The 16575-nt window shown below is 58.4% G+C and carries 17 protein-coding genes; 8 read left to right on the top strand and 9 right to left on the bottom strand.

The window, feature by feature from the left end:
* Positions 1-49 precede the first annotated feature (49 nt).
* Entirely contained in the window at positions 50-544 is a 495-nt protein-coding gene (locus EI77_RS18060) for a redoxin domain-containing protein (RefSeq protein WP_133796695.1), read from the top strand.
* A 141-nt stretch (positions 545-685) separates the two neighbouring features.
* On the top strand, positions 686-1915 hold the full coding sequence (locus EI77_RS18055) for a DUF1015 domain-containing protein (protein WP_133796694.1): 1230 nt from the start codon (positions 686-688) through the stop codon (positions 1913-1915).
* Positions 1916-2127: 212 nt separating this feature from the next.
* On the opposite strand, the gene truB is transcribed toward EI77_RS18055, so the two are convergent.
* Both truB and EI77_RS18045 read right to left on the bottom strand, forming a co-directional pair.
* Positions 2128-2856 carry a tRNA pseudouridine(55) synthase TruB gene (gene truB, locus EI77_RS18050; protein ID WP_133796693.1) on the bottom strand — a complete coding sequence of 243 codons (729 nt, stop codon included), beginning with the start codon at positions 2854-2856 and terminating at the stop codon, positions 2128-2130.
* Entirely contained in the window at positions 2834-3823 is a 990-nt protein-coding gene (locus tag EI77_RS18045; RefSeq protein ID WP_166647345.1) for a DHH family phosphoesterase, read from the bottom strand. Before EI77_RS18045 ends, truB begins: the two co-directional genes overlap by 23 nt.
* A 166-nt stretch (positions 3824-3989) precedes the next feature.
* On the opposite strand from EI77_RS18045, the gene EI77_RS18040 reads away from it, so the two are divergent.
* Together EI77_RS18040 and EI77_RS18035 are read left to right on the top strand one after the other, a co-directional pair.
* Complete coding sequence (locus EI77_RS18040) at positions 3990-4580, top strand: acyl carrier protein phosphodiesterase (protein WP_133796691.1); 591 nt, start codon at positions 3990-3992, stop codon at positions 4578-4580.
* Positions 4581-4655: 75 nt separating this feature from the next.
* Positions 4656-5225, top strand: coding sequence for a sugar O-acetyltransferase (locus tag EI77_RS18035; protein ID WP_133796690.1), 570 nt, complete (start codon positions 4656-4658; stop codon positions 5223-5225).
* 81 nt (positions 5226-5306) lie between these two features.
* On the opposite strand, the gene EI77_RS18030 is transcribed toward EI77_RS18035, so the two are convergent.
* The 5 genes from EI77_RS18030 to EI77_RS18010 all read right to left on the bottom strand — a co-directional run bounded on the left by EI77_RS18030 (position 5307) and on the right by EI77_RS18010 (position 10769).
* Entirely contained in the window at positions 5307-6539 is a 1233-nt protein-coding gene (locus tag EI77_RS18030) for an LL-diaminopimelate aminotransferase (protein ID WP_133796689.1), read from the bottom strand.
* A gap of 209 nt (positions 6540-6748) precedes the next feature.
* Positions 6749-7351, bottom strand: a complete 603-nt coding sequence (locus EI77_RS18025; RefSeq protein ID WP_133796688.1) for a nitroreductase family protein — start codon at positions 7349-7351, stop codon at positions 6749-6751.
* A gap of 232 nt (positions 7352-7583) precedes the next feature.
* The gene (locus EI77_RS18020; protein ID WP_133796687.1) at positions 7584-8663 is read right to left on the bottom strand and encodes an inorganic phosphate transporter; all 1080 of its coding nucleotides are present in this window, start codon (positions 8661-8663) and stop codon (positions 7584-7586) included.
* Positions 8664-8674: 11 nt separating this feature from the next.
* Positions 8675-9304 (bottom strand): DUF47 domain-containing protein, encoded by a 630-nt coding sequence (locus tag EI77_RS18015; protein WP_133796686.1) that lies wholly within the window; start codon positions 9302-9304, stop codon positions 8675-8677.
* 136 nt (positions 9305-9440) lie between these two features.
* On the bottom strand, positions 9441-10769 hold the full coding sequence (locus tag EI77_RS18010) for a hemolysin family protein (protein WP_133796685.1): 1329 nt from the start codon (positions 10767-10769) through the stop codon (positions 9441-9443).
* 135 nt (positions 10770-10904) lie between these two features.
* Between EI77_RS18010 and EI77_RS18005 the strand changes: the two genes are divergently transcribed.
* The 4 genes from EI77_RS18005 to rpsF all read left to right on the top strand — a co-directional run bounded on the left by EI77_RS18005 (position 10905) and on the right by rpsF (position 13505).
* Positions 10905-11837 (top strand): ribose-phosphate diphosphokinase, encoded by a 933-nt coding sequence (locus EI77_RS18005; protein ID WP_133796684.1) that lies wholly within the window; start codon positions 10905-10907, stop codon positions 11835-11837.
* 65 nt (positions 11838-11902) lie between these two features.
* A complete protein-coding gene (locus EI77_RS18000; protein ID WP_133796683.1) occupies positions 11903-12544 on the top strand; it encodes a 50S ribosomal protein L25 in 642 nt (213 codons plus the stop codon).
* Between the two features lie 33 nt (positions 12545-12577).
* Positions 12578-13198 (top strand): aminoacyl-tRNA hydrolase, encoded by a 621-nt coding sequence (gene pth / locus EI77_RS17995; protein WP_243838925.1) that lies wholly within the window; start codon positions 12578-12580, stop codon positions 13196-13198.
* Positions 13199-13220: 22 nt separating this feature from the next.
* On the top strand, positions 13221-13505 hold the full coding sequence (gene rpsF, locus EI77_RS17990; RefSeq protein WP_133796682.1) for a 30S ribosomal protein S6: 285 nt from the start codon (positions 13221-13223) through the stop codon (positions 13503-13505).
* A gap of 116 nt (positions 13506-13621) precedes the next feature.
* Here the strand turns inward: rpsF and EI77_RS17985 are convergent, their stop codons facing one another.
* Both EI77_RS17985 and EI77_RS17980 read right to left on the bottom strand, forming a co-directional pair.
* Positions 13622-14908, bottom strand: coding sequence for an aminopeptidase P N-terminal domain-containing protein (locus EI77_RS17985; RefSeq protein WP_133796681.1), 1287 nt, complete (start codon positions 14906-14908; stop codon positions 13622-13624).
* A 193-nt stretch (positions 14909-15101) separates the two neighbouring features.
* Positions 15102-16550: a DUF1501 domain-containing protein gene (locus EI77_RS17980; RefSeq protein WP_133796680.1), complete on the bottom strand. Its 1449-nt coding sequence runs from the start codon at positions 16548-16550 to the stop codon at positions 15102-15104.
* Positions 16551-16575: the final 25 nt, after the last annotated feature.

Genomic DNA, 16575 nt, shown 5'->3' with positions numbered 1-16575 from the left:
TGCGTGCGCGCCGCCCGCCGGTGCGTTCACCCGTAATCTTATTATCTCTATGGCACTCTCTGTCGGCACTGCCGCTCCTGATTTCACCGTTACCACCCTTGGCGCCAATGGCCCCGAGCTTTTCACGCTGTCCGAGCACATCGGCTCCACGAACATCCTGATCCTTTTTGTGCCGATGGCCTTCACGGGCGTGTGCACGACGGAGCTTTGCGAGCTGTCCAAGAGCATCAATACTTACACCTCTCTGAATGCCAAGGTCATCGGCATCAGTGGTGACAATCCATTTGCTCAAAAAGCCTGGGCTGAAAAAGAAGGCATCACGCTGCAACTCCTGAGCGACTATGATCACAAGATCACCACCGCTTACGGCATTGCGTATGACAGCTTCCTGCCAGCCAAGAACCTGATCATGGGTGGCGTGCCGAAGCGCTCTGCCTTCATCATCGACAAAGCTGGCGTGATCCAGTATGCCGAAGTGCTGGAAAGCCCCGGCGACCTGCCTGACTTCAACGCCATCCAGGCGAAGTTGAAGGAACTGGTCTGATTTGTAACAGAACAAAGTTTGAGATTGAGGGAGCCTGTGAAGGCTCCCTTTTTTTTCGTTTAGGGCCGCATCACTTTCATGGCACAAAAGGGTGGCCCTTCACTTGACGCCTCCGTCTGTCCCGCCAAGGGTGATGGCCTCATGCGTTTTCGTTCCTTCCAAGGTCTTGTGCCTGCCCCTGAACACGCAGCCAACGTGGCTGCGGTGCCTTATGACGTCGTCAACCGGGAGGAGGCTTATGCGCTGGCCCATGACACGCCATTGAGCTTGCTGCATGTGGACCGTGCGGAAATCGACCTGCCGCTGGATGTGGATCCGTATTCCCCTGAGGTGTATGTGAAGGCCCGCGAGAATTTCGAGAAGTTGCAGGCGGAAGGGGCGCTGGTGCGTGAGAGCGCCCAGATCCTTTACCTTTACCGCCAGACGGTGGGTGAGCACAGCCAGACGGGCATCGTCGGCGTCTGCCACACGGAGGACTACGAAAACGATGTCATCAAGAAGCACGAAAAGACACGTCAGGACAAGGAGGATGACCGCACCCGCCTGGTGGATACTTTGAGCGCCAATACGGGCCCCATTTTCCTGACGTATCAGGGCGTGCCTGCGATTGACATGATCGTCAATGATTTCCGTCTGAACAATGACCCGGTGCATGATTTCACGGCTCCAGATGGTGTGCGTCATCAGGTATGGCGGCTGCCAGTAGGCACCTCGGCGGACATTGAGAAGCTGTTTTCTCATCAGGTGCCTGCAGCCTATGTGGCGGATGGCCATCACCGTGCGGCCAGCGCCTTCCGCGTGAGCAAACACCGCCGGGCGACGAATCCTGAGCATAAGGGAACGGAAGAGTATAACTGGTTCCTGTGCGTGCTTTTCCCTGGCAATGAGCTGAACATCCTGCCTTACAACCGTGCGGTTAAAGACCTGAACGGCCATGATGAAGCCAGCTTTCTGGCGGCGGTGGGCAAGATCTTCAAAGTGACCCCGACGGAATACAAAACGCCAGCCAAGCCTGGCCATGCGAGCATGTATCTGGGCGGCAAGTGGTATGGCCTGGAATGGAAGAGCGAGGCTGATGCAAGCCCGATCGACCAACTGGATGTGAGCATTCTCCAGGACCGTCTGCTTAGCCCGTTGCTGGGCATTGAGGATCCACGCACGAGCAAACGAATCGACTTCATCGGTGGCATCCGCGGCACGGAAGAGCTGGAAAAACTGGTGGATAGCGGTGCACACGCCGTGGCTTTCAGCATGTATCCGGTGACGGTGGACCAGCTCATGGCCATTTCTGATGCGAGCCAGATCATGCCGCCGAAGAGCACTTGGTTTGAACCGAAGCTGCGCTCAGGTCTGTTCATCCATACCTTTTGAGGTGTGAGGCTGAGCTAAGAGCCTGACTTTTTGGGAAAGCCTGGGGTGAATGGTCATCCTGGGCTTTCTTGTTTTACGGCTAGCTGACGAAAATACGCATCAAAGGGGAAGCGCCGGATTTGGGCGAGCTAAAGCTCTGGAGTACTTTGGCTGCGCCTGTCTCAGGACATAAAAAAGCCGGGAGGCTATTCGCTTCCCGGCTGCTTGAGGGATTAAGCTCCGCGGAGCTTGGAGACATCGTACAGGCTCATCATGGCGGACATGACTTCCTCACGGCGTCCTTCTTTGAGCGCGCTGAAGGTGGTGTGATTGCCAGGCTCAAATTTGAAGTGACCACTGCGGCTGCGGCGCAGGGCGGTGAGGTGGGCACCACAGCCGAGCTTTTGGCCGATATCGTGCGCATAGGTGCGGACGTAGAAGCCTTTGGTGCAGACGACGCGGAAGTCCACATCCGGCACGGCTATGTTGTTGAGCTGATAATCATAGACGCGGACGAAGCGTGGCTTGCGCTCCACTTCCAGGCCCTGGCGGGCGAGTTTATAAAGAGGGACGCCGTCGATCTTGATGGCGCTGACCATGGGCGGGGTCTGATAAAAATCGCCACGGTAGGCATCGAAGGCTTCACGGATCTGCTCGTCGGTAAAGGCAGGGACGGGCTTTTCTTCGAGGATCTCGCCTTCGCGGTCCTGGGTGCTGGTGGTGGCACCGAGGCGGAGGCTGCCGATGTATTCCTTGTCCTCGCTCATGAGCAGGTCCTGGAGCTTGGTCCCGGAACCGATGACCAGGATAAGCATGCCGGTGGCCATGGGATCCAGAGTGCCGCAGTGGCCGATCTTTTTGGTATTGAGGCAGCGGCGGGCGACCGCCACCACATCGTGGGAGGTCATGTCAGGGTCTTTGTCCACTAAAAGGACACCGTTAAGCGAGTCGTCGGACTTCATGTTCTAAAGCTGTCAAAAAGGTTTCTGCGGCCACCTGGATGGGGCCTTTCATGCGTGCGCCGGAGGCCATGCGATGACCGCCGCCGCCGAACTGCCCGCATACGGCGGACACATCCAGACGCTGGTCCTTGGACCGGGCGCTGACGCGGATTTTGCCATCGGGCATTTCTTCGAAAATGACGGCGGTGACCACCGTATCGATCATGCGGAGGGTATCAATGAGGCCCTCCGTATCCCCCGGCTGCACCTGCACCTCATCCATGAGGGCGCGGGTGAACTGCCAGCTGGCGATGCGGCCTTCCGCCCGGATATCCATTTCATTGAGCATGGCACGCAGGAGCAGGAGACGGCGTGCAGGATGCGTCTGATACAGGAGCTGGGCCAGCCGGGCGGTATCCAGCCCGGCGGTGAGCATTTCCGCTGCGATCTGATGCGTGCGGGCATTGGTGCTGGAATACTGGAAGGAGCCGGTATCCGTGCTGATGGCTGTGAAGAGATGCTGCATCACGGCATCGGTGATGGGAAAACCGCCTGCCTGCAGGAGGTTATAAACGATCTGGCCCACGGCGGGTTCGGTGCCGTCCACGTGGTTCATCTGGCCATAGCCGGGATTCGTGGGGTGATGGTCAATGTCAATGAGGAACGGTGCCCGGGCGAGGGCGGCTTTGGTGTGCTCCCCCACACGTTCATGGGTGGCGGTATCCAGGGCCACGGCGACATCGATTTCGAAGTCCGCATATGGAGGTGTCAGCACGGTGGCGACCTCCGGCAGGAAGGCGAGATTCGTCGGCACGCCGTCTTCCAGCAGGGCATACACTTCTTTGCCCATGGCGCGCAGGCTCAGGGCCAGGCCCATCACGGAGCCGAGGGCATCCCCATCCGGCCGCACATGGGCAGCGATGGCGATGCGCTGGGCGGAGCGCAGGACGTCAGCGATCTCAGAGAGAGGAGTCAGGGTGGAAGACATTGGGCGGGTATTCACAAAGCACTCAGCGCGAAAGCTGCAAGGGGAAGATGCGAGGGTATTCTGCCTCATCAAGCATCTGCAAAGGCGGCTGCAGGCGTTGTTTTCCTGCCGCTACTGAAATGCCTGTTCTTGAAAAAATGCTTTTTTGGAGCATGGTCCGCCCCCTATGAACTGGCTCGCCCATCTGCTTCTCTCTGAGCCGACGCCTGCCTTTCGCATCGGTAATCTGCTGCCGGATCTGGTCTCCATATCAGCACTGACGGGGCTGGCTCCTGAATACCAAAGGGGTATCCGGCAGCACCGGCGCATTGACGCCTATACAGATGCGCATCCGGTTTTCCGCCGCAGCATTCAGCGGTTGGGGCCGCAGTTCCGGCGCGTGGGAGGCATCCTGGTGGACATGTTTTATGACCATTTTTTGAGCTGCGAGTGGCAGCGCTATGCCACGAAAAGCCTGCCGGATTTTACCGCTGAGGTGTATGCCTCTTTTGAAACTCATCGCACGGAAATCCCGGTGGAGGCGCATCAGCCGCTGGAGTGGATGAAAAGAGGCAACTGGCTGTGCTCCTACGGGGATGTTCAGGATCTTTCCCACACTCTGGTCCGCATGAGCAGGCGTTTTCGCAGGCCTGTGGACTTGGTCGGATCGGTGGTGATCTTGGAACGGGAGTATGCGGGATTCAGCGATGACTTCGCTGCTTTTTTTCCGGATCTGCGGGAGCATGCGGAGAGGGTGGAGTGCCCGGTTTCAGCCTGACTTTCCGGCATATTCTGACGCCGGATGAACTGGTGGCTAAGCAGGGGCGTATCTCCCCAACAGCCCTGCTTTCCCATGAAATCTGAAAAAGAAAAAATGCTCACTGGTGAACTGTATGATGCGCTGGACCCACAGCTATGTGCTGAAAGGCAACGGTGCCGGGACCTGTGCAAACGCCTGAATGATTCACGAGAAGAGGAGACGGAGGAGAGGCAGCGCATTCTGGAAGAGTTGTTTGGCGGGCCGACGAATGCGTGGATCCAGCCGCCGTTTTACTGTGACTACGGCAGCAACATCACGCTGGGCAGCAAGGTCTTTTTCAACTTCAACTGTGTGGTGCTGGATGTCATGCCGGTGACCATTGGTGACTACACTTTGTTTGGCCCAGCAGTGCAGATTTATACGGCCACCCATCCGATGGATGCCAACGTCAGAAGGGCAGGATTGGAGGCGGCGAAAGCCATCACCATCGGCTCCGATGTGTGGGTGGGCGGCGGAGCCATTATCTGCCCAGGCGTGACGATCGGAGACCGCAGCGTTATCGGTGCGGGCAGTGTGGTGACACGGGACATCCCTGCGGATGTGTTTGCCGCTGGCAATCCGTGCCGGGTGATCCGGCAGATTGATGCGCGGCAGGTCCAGTGATTGCCTCACGACAAAAAAAACGGGCAGACCGAAGTCTGCCCGCCTAACTTTGAGTGATGGTCTAACTGCCGGGCCGTATGATTACAGGATGGCGATGCGGCGGCAGACTTCTTCGACGTTGGCACGGCTGTTGAAGGCGCTGATGCGGAAGAATCCTTCGCCAGCGCTGCCGAATCCGCTGCCGGGGGTGATGACGACGTTGGCTTCATTGAGCATTTTATCAAACATCTGCCAGCTAGTGACGCCTGCTGGGCAGCCGACCCAGACATAAGGGGCATTGACGCCGCCGAAGACCTGGAGGCCGGCTTTGGTGCAGGCTTCGACAAGCAGCTTTGCATTGCCCATGTAATGCTGGATGAGGGCGGTGACTTGGGCTTTGCCTTCGGGGCTGTAGATGGCCTCGGCTCCGCGCTGGACGATGTAGCTGACGCCGTTGAACTTGGTGCTGTGGCGGCGGCTCCAGAGGGGATGGATGGCGAGCTTGGTGCCGTCTTTCTTTTTGCCCATCAAGCCTTTCGGGATGACGACGATGGCGCAACGGACGCCGGTGAAACCGCCGTTTTTGGAGAAGCTGCGGAATTCGATGGCGCAATCGCGGGCACCTTCGATCTCGAAGATGCTGCGGGGCACTTCAGGGTCCTGGATGAAGGCTTCATAGGCGGCATCATAAAGGATGATGGTCCCGTTGGCGCGGGCGTACTGGACCCAGGCTTCAAGCTGGGCGCGGGTGGCGGTGGCACCGGTGGGGTTGTTGGGATAGCAGAGGTAAACGAGGTCCACGGGCTCGCTGGGGATCTCGGGGACGAAGCCATTTTCTGGGGTGCACTTGAGATAATGGAGGCCGGCGTAGGCACCGCTTTCATCGGCATCACCGGTGTTTCCGGCCATGACGTTGGTGTCCACATAGACGGGGTAAACAGGATCGGTGATGGCGATTTTGTTGTCGCTGCCGAAGATGTCGAGGATGTTGCCGGTATCGCACTTGCTGCCGTCGGAGATGAAGATTTCATCGGCATCCACATGGATGCCACGGGCTTTGTAGTCGTTATCAGCGATGGCGTTGCGGAGGAAGTCGTAACCCTGCTCCGGGCCGTAACCACGGAAGCTGTTGCGGTCTCCCAGTTCATCCACGGCCTTATGCATGGCGGCGCGAGCGGCGTCTGGCAGGGCCTCGGTGACGTCACCAATGCCACAACGGATGAGGCGCTTGGCGGCTTCGGGATTGGCCTCGGTGAAGGCCTTGACGCGGCGGGCGATTTCAGGGAAGAGGTATCCGGCTTTGAGCTTGAGGTAGTTTTCGTTGAGGTAGGCCATGGCGATGAAAAGGGCAGGCAGTGTGGCGAGAGGTGGCAGGGATGCAACTGGGGAGCGGAGGCAGTGTCGGGGCAGCCGCTTTCAGTGGGGGCGGGTGCGCGGAGGTGTGGGGCACCTTTTTTTAACAGGATTTACAGGATTGCAGGATTAACAAGATTTATAGACTGAGTCTGTGTCTCCGGCTTCTTCTGCATTTTGTTTGGAGAGCTTCAGAAGGTATTTGGGATCACGACTTCGTCGTAGCTGAGCTGGCCGGGTTTTTGCCAGGCGGGTTGGGTGCCTTTGCCGATGGCGACCATGAAGGAGATGATGTGGTCTTCAGGGAGCTTGATGAGCTGGGCGACGGCATCGAAGTCAAATCCGTCCATGGGGCAGGAGTCGTAACCCATGGCTTTGGCGGCGAGCATGAGGGTCATGCCGGCAAGGCCGGTGGAGCGCATGCATTCATCCCGCTGGACCTGGGGACGGTCTTTGTAGTAGCCGTCAATGGCGGGGAGAAGGATGTCCTGGACGGGCTGAGGGGCGTCTTTCCAGTAGCGGGCGGCGTCTTTTTTCCAAGCGGAGAGGTCTGCGCAGAGGATGACGAGGAGGGAAGCATCCGTGACCTGGGCCTGGTCCCAGGCGACGGCACGGATTTGTTTCCGCAACTCAGGATCCGTGACGGTGACGAAGCGCCAATGCTGGATATTGAAGGCGGTGGGGGCCTGCATGGCGGCCTGGAGGAGCTGGCGGGTCTCTTCTTCGCTGATGAGGTGGGTAGGATCGTAATGCTTGATGGCGCGGCGTGAGGCGATGGCTTCGAGGGTATTCATGGGAGGTGATTTGAGGATGAAGATGCCGAGCATGGCGGCTAACGCTCATACGCATGAGGCAGCCGGGAGGAAAGAGATGCCGCCTTTTTTATGGCGAATTTCCAGTAAAATGATGCCAAACGGCAGACGCCATGGAGGGCAGGGTGTGCCCACTGGCCTTCTTGATTTTGGGGTATTCCATCCCGCGCGGTGGAATACCCTGCTGTCCTGAATCCGGGAAAGGGTGGGAATTTTAGCCGAGGACCTTGAAGATGGCGTAGGAGAGGAGGGCGGTGATGGGGATCGTCAATACCCAGGCCCAGACGATGCGCTCCACGAGGGACCAGCGGATGGAGTTCCAGCGCTTGGCGGCACCGACGCCCATGATGGAAGTGGTGATGGTATGCGTGGTGGAAACGGGCATGCCGATGGAGCCGGTGACGGCGAGGATGGTGGCACCGGTCATTTCAGCGGCGAAACCGTGGACGGGTTTCATTTTGACCATTTTATGACCGAGGGTCTTGATGATGCGCCAGCCGCCCGCCCAGGTGCCCGCAGCCATGACGACGGCACAGACGACCTTGATCCAGGTAGCCACTTCGAACTCGGGTGTATTCAGGAAGCTCAGGAATGCAGGGGCATCCTCCAGCGTACCGGCTTTGGTCGCGGTGAAAAGGGTGAGGGCGATGATACCCATGGTTTTCTGAGCATCGGCAAACCCGTGGCCGAATCCCATGTACGCTGCCGAGACGATCTGCAATTTCCCGAACACGGTATTGATGGTGTGGGGCCGCCAGTTGCGGATGAGCCAAAAGAGGAATCCCATGACGATGAAGCCGATGACAAACCCGAGAATGGGGGAGGTGATCATGGGAATGACGACCTTGTGCCAGATGCCATCAAAGGTGACGGCACCAGTTTCCGGATTGACCTTTTCTTTGGACCAAATGAGCACGTTCCAGTTCCCATCCGCCGAGGCGAGGGAGGCACCACAAAGGCCCCCGATGAGCGCGTGACTGCTGCTGCTAGGGAGGCCGAAATACCAGGTGAGCAAATTCCAAATGATGCCCCCGAGCATGGCGCAGAGGATGGTCATGGTGGTGACGAAATGGGTGTCCACCAGTCCGCTCCCGATGGTCTTGGCAACGGCGTCTCCCCACAGGGCTCCGAGAAGATTGGCGGAAGCAGCGAGGAGGAGTGCTTGGCGCGGGGTGAGCACCTTGGTGGAGACCACGGTGGCGATGGCGTTGGCGGTGTCGTGAAAGCCGTTGATGTATTCAAAGGCGAGCACCACCAGCAGCACCACGAGGAGCAGGATGAGGGCGGAAGTCATGCGCGGGAAAATCAGGAATACTTCAGCACGACAAGGGAGACCACGTTGCCGGCATCGCGGCAGCGGTCATAGACCTTTTCCATGAGCTCATAGAGATCCTTGAGCATGATGGTCTGGATGGCGTCTCGCTGGCCGGCGTAGAGATCCTTGAGGAGTTCCATCATGAGTTTATCCGCCTCGCCTTCGATGTGCTGAAGCTTGGCATTGAGGTCCTTGACACGCTCCAGGTGGAGCCTTTTGCGCAGTTCTTTGACAATGGTGAGGACGGTGGTGGTGGCCTCCTCCATCATGGAAAGGTGGCGGCTAAAATCCACATCCTGCAGGCGACCGCCGGTGATCATGACGCGCTCGGCGATTTTTTCGACGGTCTTGGGGATCTTGTAGAGGACGTTGGAAAGGGCCTCAATGTCTTCACGCTCCAGTTCGGTGACGAAGGTGCGGCAGAGCTCCTCATTGATCTGCTCGGTGATTTTTTTGTCTTTCCGGCGGGTGAGGATGAGTTCATCCAGGCTTTGGGCGGAGGCTGGCTGGGTGATGAGCTTGCCCAGGGCCTGGACGCTGTGCAGGGCTTCGGCGGCGCTGGCTTCCAGCAGGTCGTAGAAGATGTCGTTTTTTCCAAAAAGCTTCTGCAGAGAGATCATGGGTGGTCAGGGCCGCTGTGTTGAGCGGATGCCTGAGATGGAGCAGAGCACGTTGAATGTGTCAAATCTGTAACAAAGGACTGTTCCCAAAAAAAGCGGGGTGAATAGTCAAGCCCTGGCTAATAAACGCAGGACCTTATTCAGCGGCGGGCGTGGGCAGAGCGCTTTTGTTGGGAGGACTGACGCGGACTTTATCAATGCGCTGGCGGTCCATATCGGCGACTTCGATTTTATAGCCCTGCCAGTCGAAGTGCTCCCCCTCAGCCGGGACGTGGCCGAGCATGTGCATGACGAATCCGGCGAGGGTACGGTAGTCGTCATCATCAAAGGAGGCGGGAAGGGGCAGGCCGGTGGCTTTGGAGGCATCTTCCATTTCCGCCTGGCCATCCACCAGCCAGGAGCCATCATCAAGCTGACGAGCGGAGGGGACCTCGGCGGTGGGATCATTGGGAACGGTGCCGACGATGGCCTCCATCATGTCATTCATGGTGATGAGGCCTTGGATGGCACCGAATTCATCAATCACGAGGGCCTGATGGCGGTTGTTTTTGCGAAACTGCTCGATGACACGCGCGGCAGGCATGCTTTCCGGGACGAAGAGGGGCTTGATCAGCAGGGTCTGGATGTCCGGCAGACTATCGGGGCTGCTGTTTTTCCAAAGTTCTTTAACGGAGATGAGGCCCTGGACGTCGTCGCGGGTGCCTTGATAAACAGGGAAGTAAGAGTGGCCGCTATCGATCATGCGGTTGCGATTATCTTCCGGACTGTCGGCGAGGTTGACCCAGACGATCTGGGGTTTCGGCGTCATGAGATCAGCAGCGGTCAATTCATCCAGTTCCAGGACGCTTTCCAGCATGTCCTTTTCATGGCTTTTAAGGGCACCGGTACGATGGCCCTGGATGATGGAGGCACGGACCTCTTCTTCCGACATGACCGGTTCCTCGCCTGGCTTGACTCCAAAGAGGCGCACGAGGGCATCGCTGGAAAAATCCAGCAGGCGTACGATGGGGGAGGCGAGGGAGGAAAGGCGTGTCATGGGCCCGGCGAGGGCGGAGGCCCAGCGCTCTGGAGCATGGATGGCGAGGCGCTTCGGCAGCAGCTCACCCACCACGACGCTGAGGAAGGTGATGACCGAGACGACGATGATCATGCTGATGGTGGGGGACCACTGGCCGAGCCAGGGGATCATGGTGACCCAGGGCTGCAGCTCCCGTGCGAGCCCAGCACCGCTGGCGGCACCCGCAATAATGCCGACGAGGGTGATGCCCACCTGGACGGTGGAAAGAAAGATGCCGGGGTCTGCCTGTAGCTCCATGGCTCTCAGCGCGCTTTTTTGGCCCTGATCAGCCATCATTTCCAACCGGGTACGGCGGGCGGAGATGAGGGCGGTCTCTGCCATGGCAAAAACGCCGTTGAGAAGCAACAGGCCGAAGAGGATGAGGAGTTCAGTCAGAATGGAGGCCATGAAGTGGGGTCATCTTAAGAAGAAGGAAAGGGGATGCAAGGCGAAGGGGCTAGGAAGGGGATCTCTTTAGTGGATCATTCGTCATCTCGCGCAACGGCAGTTGATTTCCCCGGCCAGCGCGTCTAGTTCCGCTCGATGACGGACAATTTGAAGATTTTAAGTGGATCGGCCCATCCAGAACTGGCGCGGCTGATTTGTGAAAATTTGGGCACGACGCTTTGCAAAGCCACGCTGACGACCTTTCCTGACGGGGAGACGTTTGTGCAGATCCATGAGAACATTCGCGGCAGCGATCTCTTCATTGTCCAACCCACCTGCCCGCCGACGAACCAGAACCTGATGGAACTGTTGATCATGGTGGATGCGGTGCGCCGTGCCAGTGCCCACCGCATCACGGCGGTGCTGCCTTTCTTTGGTTATGCGCGGCAGGACCGCAAAGACCGCCCGCGTGTGCCCATTACGGCGAAGCTGGTGGCCAACTTGCTGGTGGCCAGCGGGGTAAACCGGGTGCTGACGGTGGATTTGCACGCAGGTCAGATCCAGGGCTTCTTCGATATCCCGGTGGATCATCTTTACGCGGGGCCGGTGCTGATGAAGGCCATCAAGGAACGCCAGATCGAGGATCTGGTGGTGGTCTCTCCAGACGTGGGCGGCATCAAGATGACCCATGCCTATGCCAAGGCGCTGAAGGCACCGATGGCGATTGTGGCGAAAAATCGCGTAAGCGCGGAAGAAGTGGAAGCGCTGAATGTGATCGGCGATGTGAATGGTAAAAACGTGCTTTTGGTGGATGACCTCACCGAGACGGCTGGTACACTCACGGCTGCGGCTGAGCTGCTTTTGAAACATGGAGCCAAGGCGATTTACGCGGGTGTCTCCCACGCCGTGCTGGGGGAAAAGGGCCACAGCCGGATTTCCAAATCGCCGATTTTGGAGCTGTTTTCGACGAATTCCACGCCTCAGGCCCAGGGGGATAAAGTGACGACGCTGGACATCGCACCGCTGCTGGCGCAGGCTATCCGCCGCATTCACGACAACGAGTCTGTGACATCTCTCTTTGACATCTGATAACCGCCGTGTATCCTCGCGGCCCTTTTCTCCTCTAACACACTGTTCAAAAGAACCTTACGGACATGGCCAAAATCCTCGATATCATCACCCAGCCCCGCACCAGTGAAGGCACTGCTGCCGTCAACCGCCTGCGTAAGGCTGGTTCCATCCCTGCTGTGGTTTATGGCCGCAAGACCGCTCCTTTGAACGTGCAGGTGAATACCAAAGTCTTCACGAAGCTTCTGGAAAGCAGCGCTTCTGACAACATCCTCGTCAGCCTGAAGATTGAATCCGGTGAGCAGTTGGCCCTGGTCCAGGAAGTGCAGCACGACCACCTTCGTGGCGGTATCCTCCACGTGGACTTTCACGCCGTGGCCATGGACGAAGAAATTCATGCCGAAGTGCCTCTGACGATGGTTGGCGAATCCCCGGGCGCCAAGGCCGGTGGTCTGATCGAAGCCATCCACCACACCCTGGAAGTGCGCTGCCTGCCGAAGGACCTTCCTGAAGCTCTGGAAGTGGACATCTCTGACCTCCAGACTGGTAAAGGCATCCACGTGGGTGACCTCAAGCTGCCTGAAGGCGTGCGTGCGAAGCTGGCTGACGAAGTCGTGCTGATCATGTGTGAAGAGCCGAAAGTGGTGGAAGAAGTGCCAGCCGCTGCAGCTCCTGCTGCTAAAGGTGCCAAGGGCGCTGCTGCTGCCAAGCCAGCCGCCAAGAAGTAACCCTTTTCCGGAGTCTGACTCCAGCCGCCTCCGGTGCCCGGTGATGAAACAACTCCCCGAGCCGTTGGCGGCCTGAAACCCAGGCTCATCATCGGACTCGGCAATCCTGGACTCGAATACCGCGACACCCGTCACAACATCGGATTTATGGTGGCAGACGAGCTGGCGCGGCTTTCAGGAGTTTCCTTCACGGAGGAGAAACGCTGGCACGGCTGGGTGGCGAAGATCCCTGGAGCCATTCTGCTGAAGCCAACGACATTCATGAATGACAGCGGGCGCAGCGTGCAGGCAGTCAGCCAGTTTTACAAAACGCCCGTGCAGGAATTTTTGGTGATCTATGATGACGTGGACCTGCCGCTGGGCCGCATGAGAATGCGCCTGGCTGGATCCGCCGGCGGCCATAACGGGCTGAAGTCAATGATCCGCTCCCTGGGCACGGATGCATTTCCGCGTTTAAAGTTAGGCATTTCAACCCCTTCGGGCCGTCCCGCAGGTGAACGGCTGGTGGGGCATGTGCTGGGAAAATTTCGTGAAGACGAGCGTACAGAACTCGCCATCATGATCCAGCGTGCTACAGATGCCGTCCGCCTGGCCTGCCAGTCGGGGCTGGAGACCGCGATGAACCATTTCAACCGCAAAGAAGAACAAGCTTAAACCTCAACAAGAATACACACAGATGAAGCGCAAATACGAAGCCATGATCGTCCTCGACATGAAGGGCAAAGAAGAGACCGTCGAACAACTCGTCAGCGGCATCGGCCGTGACATGGAGAAGTCCGGTGCAAAGCTCGAGCAGATCGACCAGATCGGCAAACGCAAGTTCCCCTACAACCCACGCCACGTGGAGAGCGGTTACTTCGTGAACTTCCAGATCGAAGCTGACGGTCCTGCTCTGGACTCCCTTCGCGCCAAGCTGAAGCTGAACGACAACGTGTATCAGCAGTACTATCAGCGCCGCTAATTGAGCGTTGAGGGTCGTTTAGACACCCTTTTATCCCGGCTCGGCGTGCTACGCTGGCCGGGATTTTTGTTTCGGAGGAGCAAGGAGTGGGAGCGTGCCGCTCCCACAGCACACTCTCAGGCCATGAGGTCTTCGATCTCTTCGGCTTCGATGGGGATGGTGGCCATGAGGTCGGTGTTTTGGTATTCGCCAATGAGGAGGTTGTTTTCCAGGCGGATGCCGATGCCTTCTTCACGGATGTAGATGCCTGGCTCGACGGTGAAGACCATGCCAGCCTGGATGGGCTGCCAGGTGTGGCCGACGTCGTGGACGTCAATGCCGAGGAGATGACTGGTGCCGTGGGGGAAGTATTTTTTATAGAGGGGGCGGTCAGGGTCCTGTTTTTCCACGGCATCCCGGTCCAGCAGGCCGAGGCCGATGAGCTCGGAGGTCATGAGCCTGCCAATTTCCTCCTGATAATCCCGGATGAAAATGCCGGGGCGGAGCATCTGGCAGGCCTCACGAAAAATGCGGAGGACGGCAGAATAGACTTGGCACTGGCGGGCGGAGTAATGACCGCTGACGGGGATGGTGCGGGTGAGGTCAGCGTTGTAATTGGCATAGTTGGCGGCGACGTCCAGCAGCAACAGATCCCCAGGTTTGCATTGGCCGTGGTTGGTGATGTAATGGAGCACGCAGGCGCTGGCACCGCTGGCGATAATGGGCGTGTAGGCGAAGCCACGGGCACGTTGGCGGATAAATTCGTGGGCGAACTCGGCCTCGATTTCAAATTCCTGCACGCCGGGTTTAACAAACTTTAGGATTCGACGGAAGCCTGCCTCGGTGATGCGGATGGCCTCTTTGATGGCCGTTACCTCAGCCGTCTGCTTGATGCAGCGCAGGCCGTGCATGAGCGGGGCCAGGCGGCGGTATTCATGCAGGGGATATTCGCGCTGGCAGCGGTGGGTGAAACGGTTTTCCCGAGTCTCCACCGTGATGCTGGCGCGGGCGTGTTCATTGGAATTCAGGAAGACCTGCTGCGCCTGGCACATGATCTGGCGGAAAAGGGTCTCAAACTCCTGCAGCCAGTGCACGCGGGTGATGCCGGAGCGGGCGGTGGCGGCGTCTTTGGTCAGCTTTTCACCTTCCCAGAGGGCGATATACTCATTGGTTTCCCGAACAAAAAGCATTTCACGCATTTTGGGGTCGGGGGCGTGAGGGAAAAGGACGAGGATGGTTTCTTCCTGATCGACACCGCTGAGATAATAGAGATCACTGTTTTGGACGAAGCCCATGCTGCCGTCTGCATTGGTGGGCAGCACATCATTCGCGTGCAGGATGGCCAGTGAACCGGGCGGGAGGAGGGCGCTGAGGCGCTGACGGTTGGTGGCAAAGAGCTCGGCAGGAAGGGGAGTGTAGCGCATGAAGTTGTTTCATTGTGGCACGGCTTACCAACCACGCCAAGAGTACAGTACTCATCACTCTCCGAGTGATGCTTCCCTAAAGGTCCGTCATGCTCACGTCATTGTAATGATGTGTGATGCTCCGTTTTCGCCATTCCGGAAACCCATCACTCGATCGCCGGAGTCGCGGGACAGGGAAGTGATGAATACGATACTAAGCCAGCAGACCTTGGAGGATCTCGCCATGCACGTCGGTGAGGCGGAAGTCACGACCCTGAAATTTGAAGGTCAGCTTTTCATGATCCAGGCCCATGAGATGCAGGAGAGTGGCATGGATATCGTGGACGTGGGCTTTCTGCTCCACGCCATCGAAGCCGAGTTCGTCGGTGCGTCCGTAGGTCTGGCCGGGTTTGATGCCGCCACCGGCAAACCACATGGTGAAGGCATCAATGTGATGGTTGCGCCCGGTTTTTTCACGATTTTCACCCATGGGCGTGCGGCCAAATTCGCCACCCCAGATGACGAGAGTTTCCTCCAGCAGACCGCGTGATTTGAGATCGCGAATGAGGGCGGCGCAGCCTTGATCCACATCATGGACGACTTTTGGAAAGTCATCCTCCAAGGTTTCCCCTTTGCCGCCGTGGCTGTCCCAATTGGTGTGATAAAGCTGCACAAAGCGGACGCCGCGCTCGACGAGGCGACGGGCTAACAAACAGTTGCGAGCGAAGGATGGCTGGGTGGGGTCCACTCCGTATAGATCCAGGGTGGCTTTGGATTCGCCCTGGATGTCGATGAGTTCTGGGGCGCTGGACTGCATGCGATAAGCCATTTCGTAGGCATTGATGCGGGTCTGGATTTCGTCATCACCCGTGGTGACGAGGCGCTTCATGTTCATGTCACGCACGGCGTCAATGACGCGACGCTGACTGCGTGCATCCACGCTGGCAGGCGTGGTGAGGTTGAGGATAGGCTCCCCCTGGCTGCGGAGGGGCACGCCCTGATAGGTGGTGGGGAGAAAGCCGCTGCTCCAGTTCACCGCGCCACCCCGGGGGCCACGCGGGCCGCTTTGGAGAACGACGAATCCAGGCAGGTCGCTGGACTCGCTGCCGATGCCGTAGGTAAGCCAGGAGCCCATGCTGGGGCGACCAAACTGGCCGCTGCCGGTATTCATGAAAAGCTTGGCCGGGGCGTGGTTAAATAGGGTGGTCTGGCAGGTGGTGACGACGCTGATGTCATCCACGATGCCTGCGGTATAGGGTAGCATTTCGCTGACCCAGGTGCCGCACTGGCCGCGCTGCTTGAATTCCTTGCGCGTGCCGAGAAGTTTCACTCCATGGCTGCTGCCCATGAAGGCGAAACGTTTTCCCTCGATGTAGCTCTGTGGAATGGGCTGGCCATTGAGCTTTTGCAGGACCGGTTTGTAATCGAACAGCTCCAACTGCGAAGGACCACCCGCCATGAAAAGGAAGATGACGTTTTTGGCCTTGGCTGGATGATTGCCACGCGCGGGCACGCCCGGCCCTGGCTGGGCAGCGGCACTGGCTGCTTGCAGGCCACGTTCCGCCATCATGGAGGCGAGCGCGACGCTGCCTATCCCCATGCCACACTGGCTGAAGAAATGGCGGCGGGTGGCCTGGAGAAGGGGATCGTGCGGAGGAGGCATGGGGCCTGTTTAATACGGGAGGGAG

This window comes from Prosthecobacter fusiformis, assembly GCF_004364345.1.
Taxonomy (GTDB): Bacteria; Verrucomicrobiota; Verrucomicrobiia; order Verrucomicrobiales; family Verrucomicrobiaceae; genus Prosthecobacter; species Prosthecobacter fusiformis.
Note: the sequence above shows the minus strand (reverse complement) of the source record. Positions and strands in the feature narration are given on the sequence as shown.

Coding starts and splice junctions, on each gene's coding strand:
- EI77_RS18060 (WP_133796695.1), top strand. CDS start 50: ATGGCACTCTCTGTCGGCACTGCCGCTCCTGATTTCACCGTTACCACC.
- EI77_RS18055 (WP_133796694.1), top strand. CDS start 686: ATGCGTTTTCGTTCCTTCCAAGGTCTTGTGCCTGCCCCTGAACACGCA.
- truB (WP_133796693.1), bottom strand. CDS start 2,856: ATGAAGTCCGACGACTCGCTTAACGGTGTCCTTTTAGTGGACAAAGAC.
- EI77_RS18045 (WP_166647345.1), bottom strand. CDS start 3,823: ATGTCTTCCACCCTGACTCCTCTCTCTGAGATCGCTGACGTCCTGCGC.
- EI77_RS18040 (WP_133796691.1), top strand. CDS start 3,990: ATGAACTGGCTCGCCCATCTGCTTCTCTCTGAGCCGACGCCTGCCTTT.
- EI77_RS18035 (WP_133796690.1), top strand. CDS start 4,656: ATGAAATCTGAAAAAGAAAAAATGCTCACTGGTGAACTGTATGATGCG.
- EI77_RS18030 (WP_133796689.1), bottom strand. CDS start 6,539: ATGGCCTACCTCAACGAAAACTACCTCAAGCTCAAAGCCGGATACCTC.
- EI77_RS18025 (WP_133796688.1), bottom strand. CDS start 7,351: ATGAATACCCTCGAAGCCATCGCCTCACGCCGCGCCATCAAGCATTAC.
- EI77_RS18020 (WP_133796687.1), bottom strand. CDS start 8,663: ATGACTTCCGCCCTCATCCTGCTCCTCGTGGTGCTGCTGGTGGTGCTC.
- EI77_RS18015 (WP_133796686.1), bottom strand. CDS start 9,304: ATGATCTCTCTGCAGAAGCTTTTTGGAAAAAACGACATCTTCTACGAC.
- EI77_RS18010 (WP_133796685.1), bottom strand. CDS start 10,769: ATGGCCTCCATTCTGACTGAACTCCTCATCCTCTTCGGCCTGTTGCTT.
- EI77_RS18005 (WP_133796684.1), top strand. CDS start 10,905: ATGACGGACAATTTGAAGATTTTAAGTGGATCGGCCCATCCAGAACTG.
- EI77_RS18000 (WP_133796683.1), top strand. CDS start 11,903: ATGGCCAAAATCCTCGATATCATCACCCAGCCCCGCACCAGTGAAGGC.
- rpsF (WP_133796682.1), top strand. CDS start 13,221: ATGAAGCGCAAATACGAAGCCATGATCGTCCTCGACATGAAGGGCAAA.
- EI77_RS17985 (WP_133796681.1), bottom strand. CDS start 14,908: ATGCGCTACACTCCCCTTCCTGCCGAGCTCTTTGCCACCAACCGTCAG.
- EI77_RS17980 (WP_133796680.1), bottom strand. CDS start 16,550: ATGCCTCCTCCGCACGATCCCCTTCTCCAGGCCACCCGCCGCCATTTC.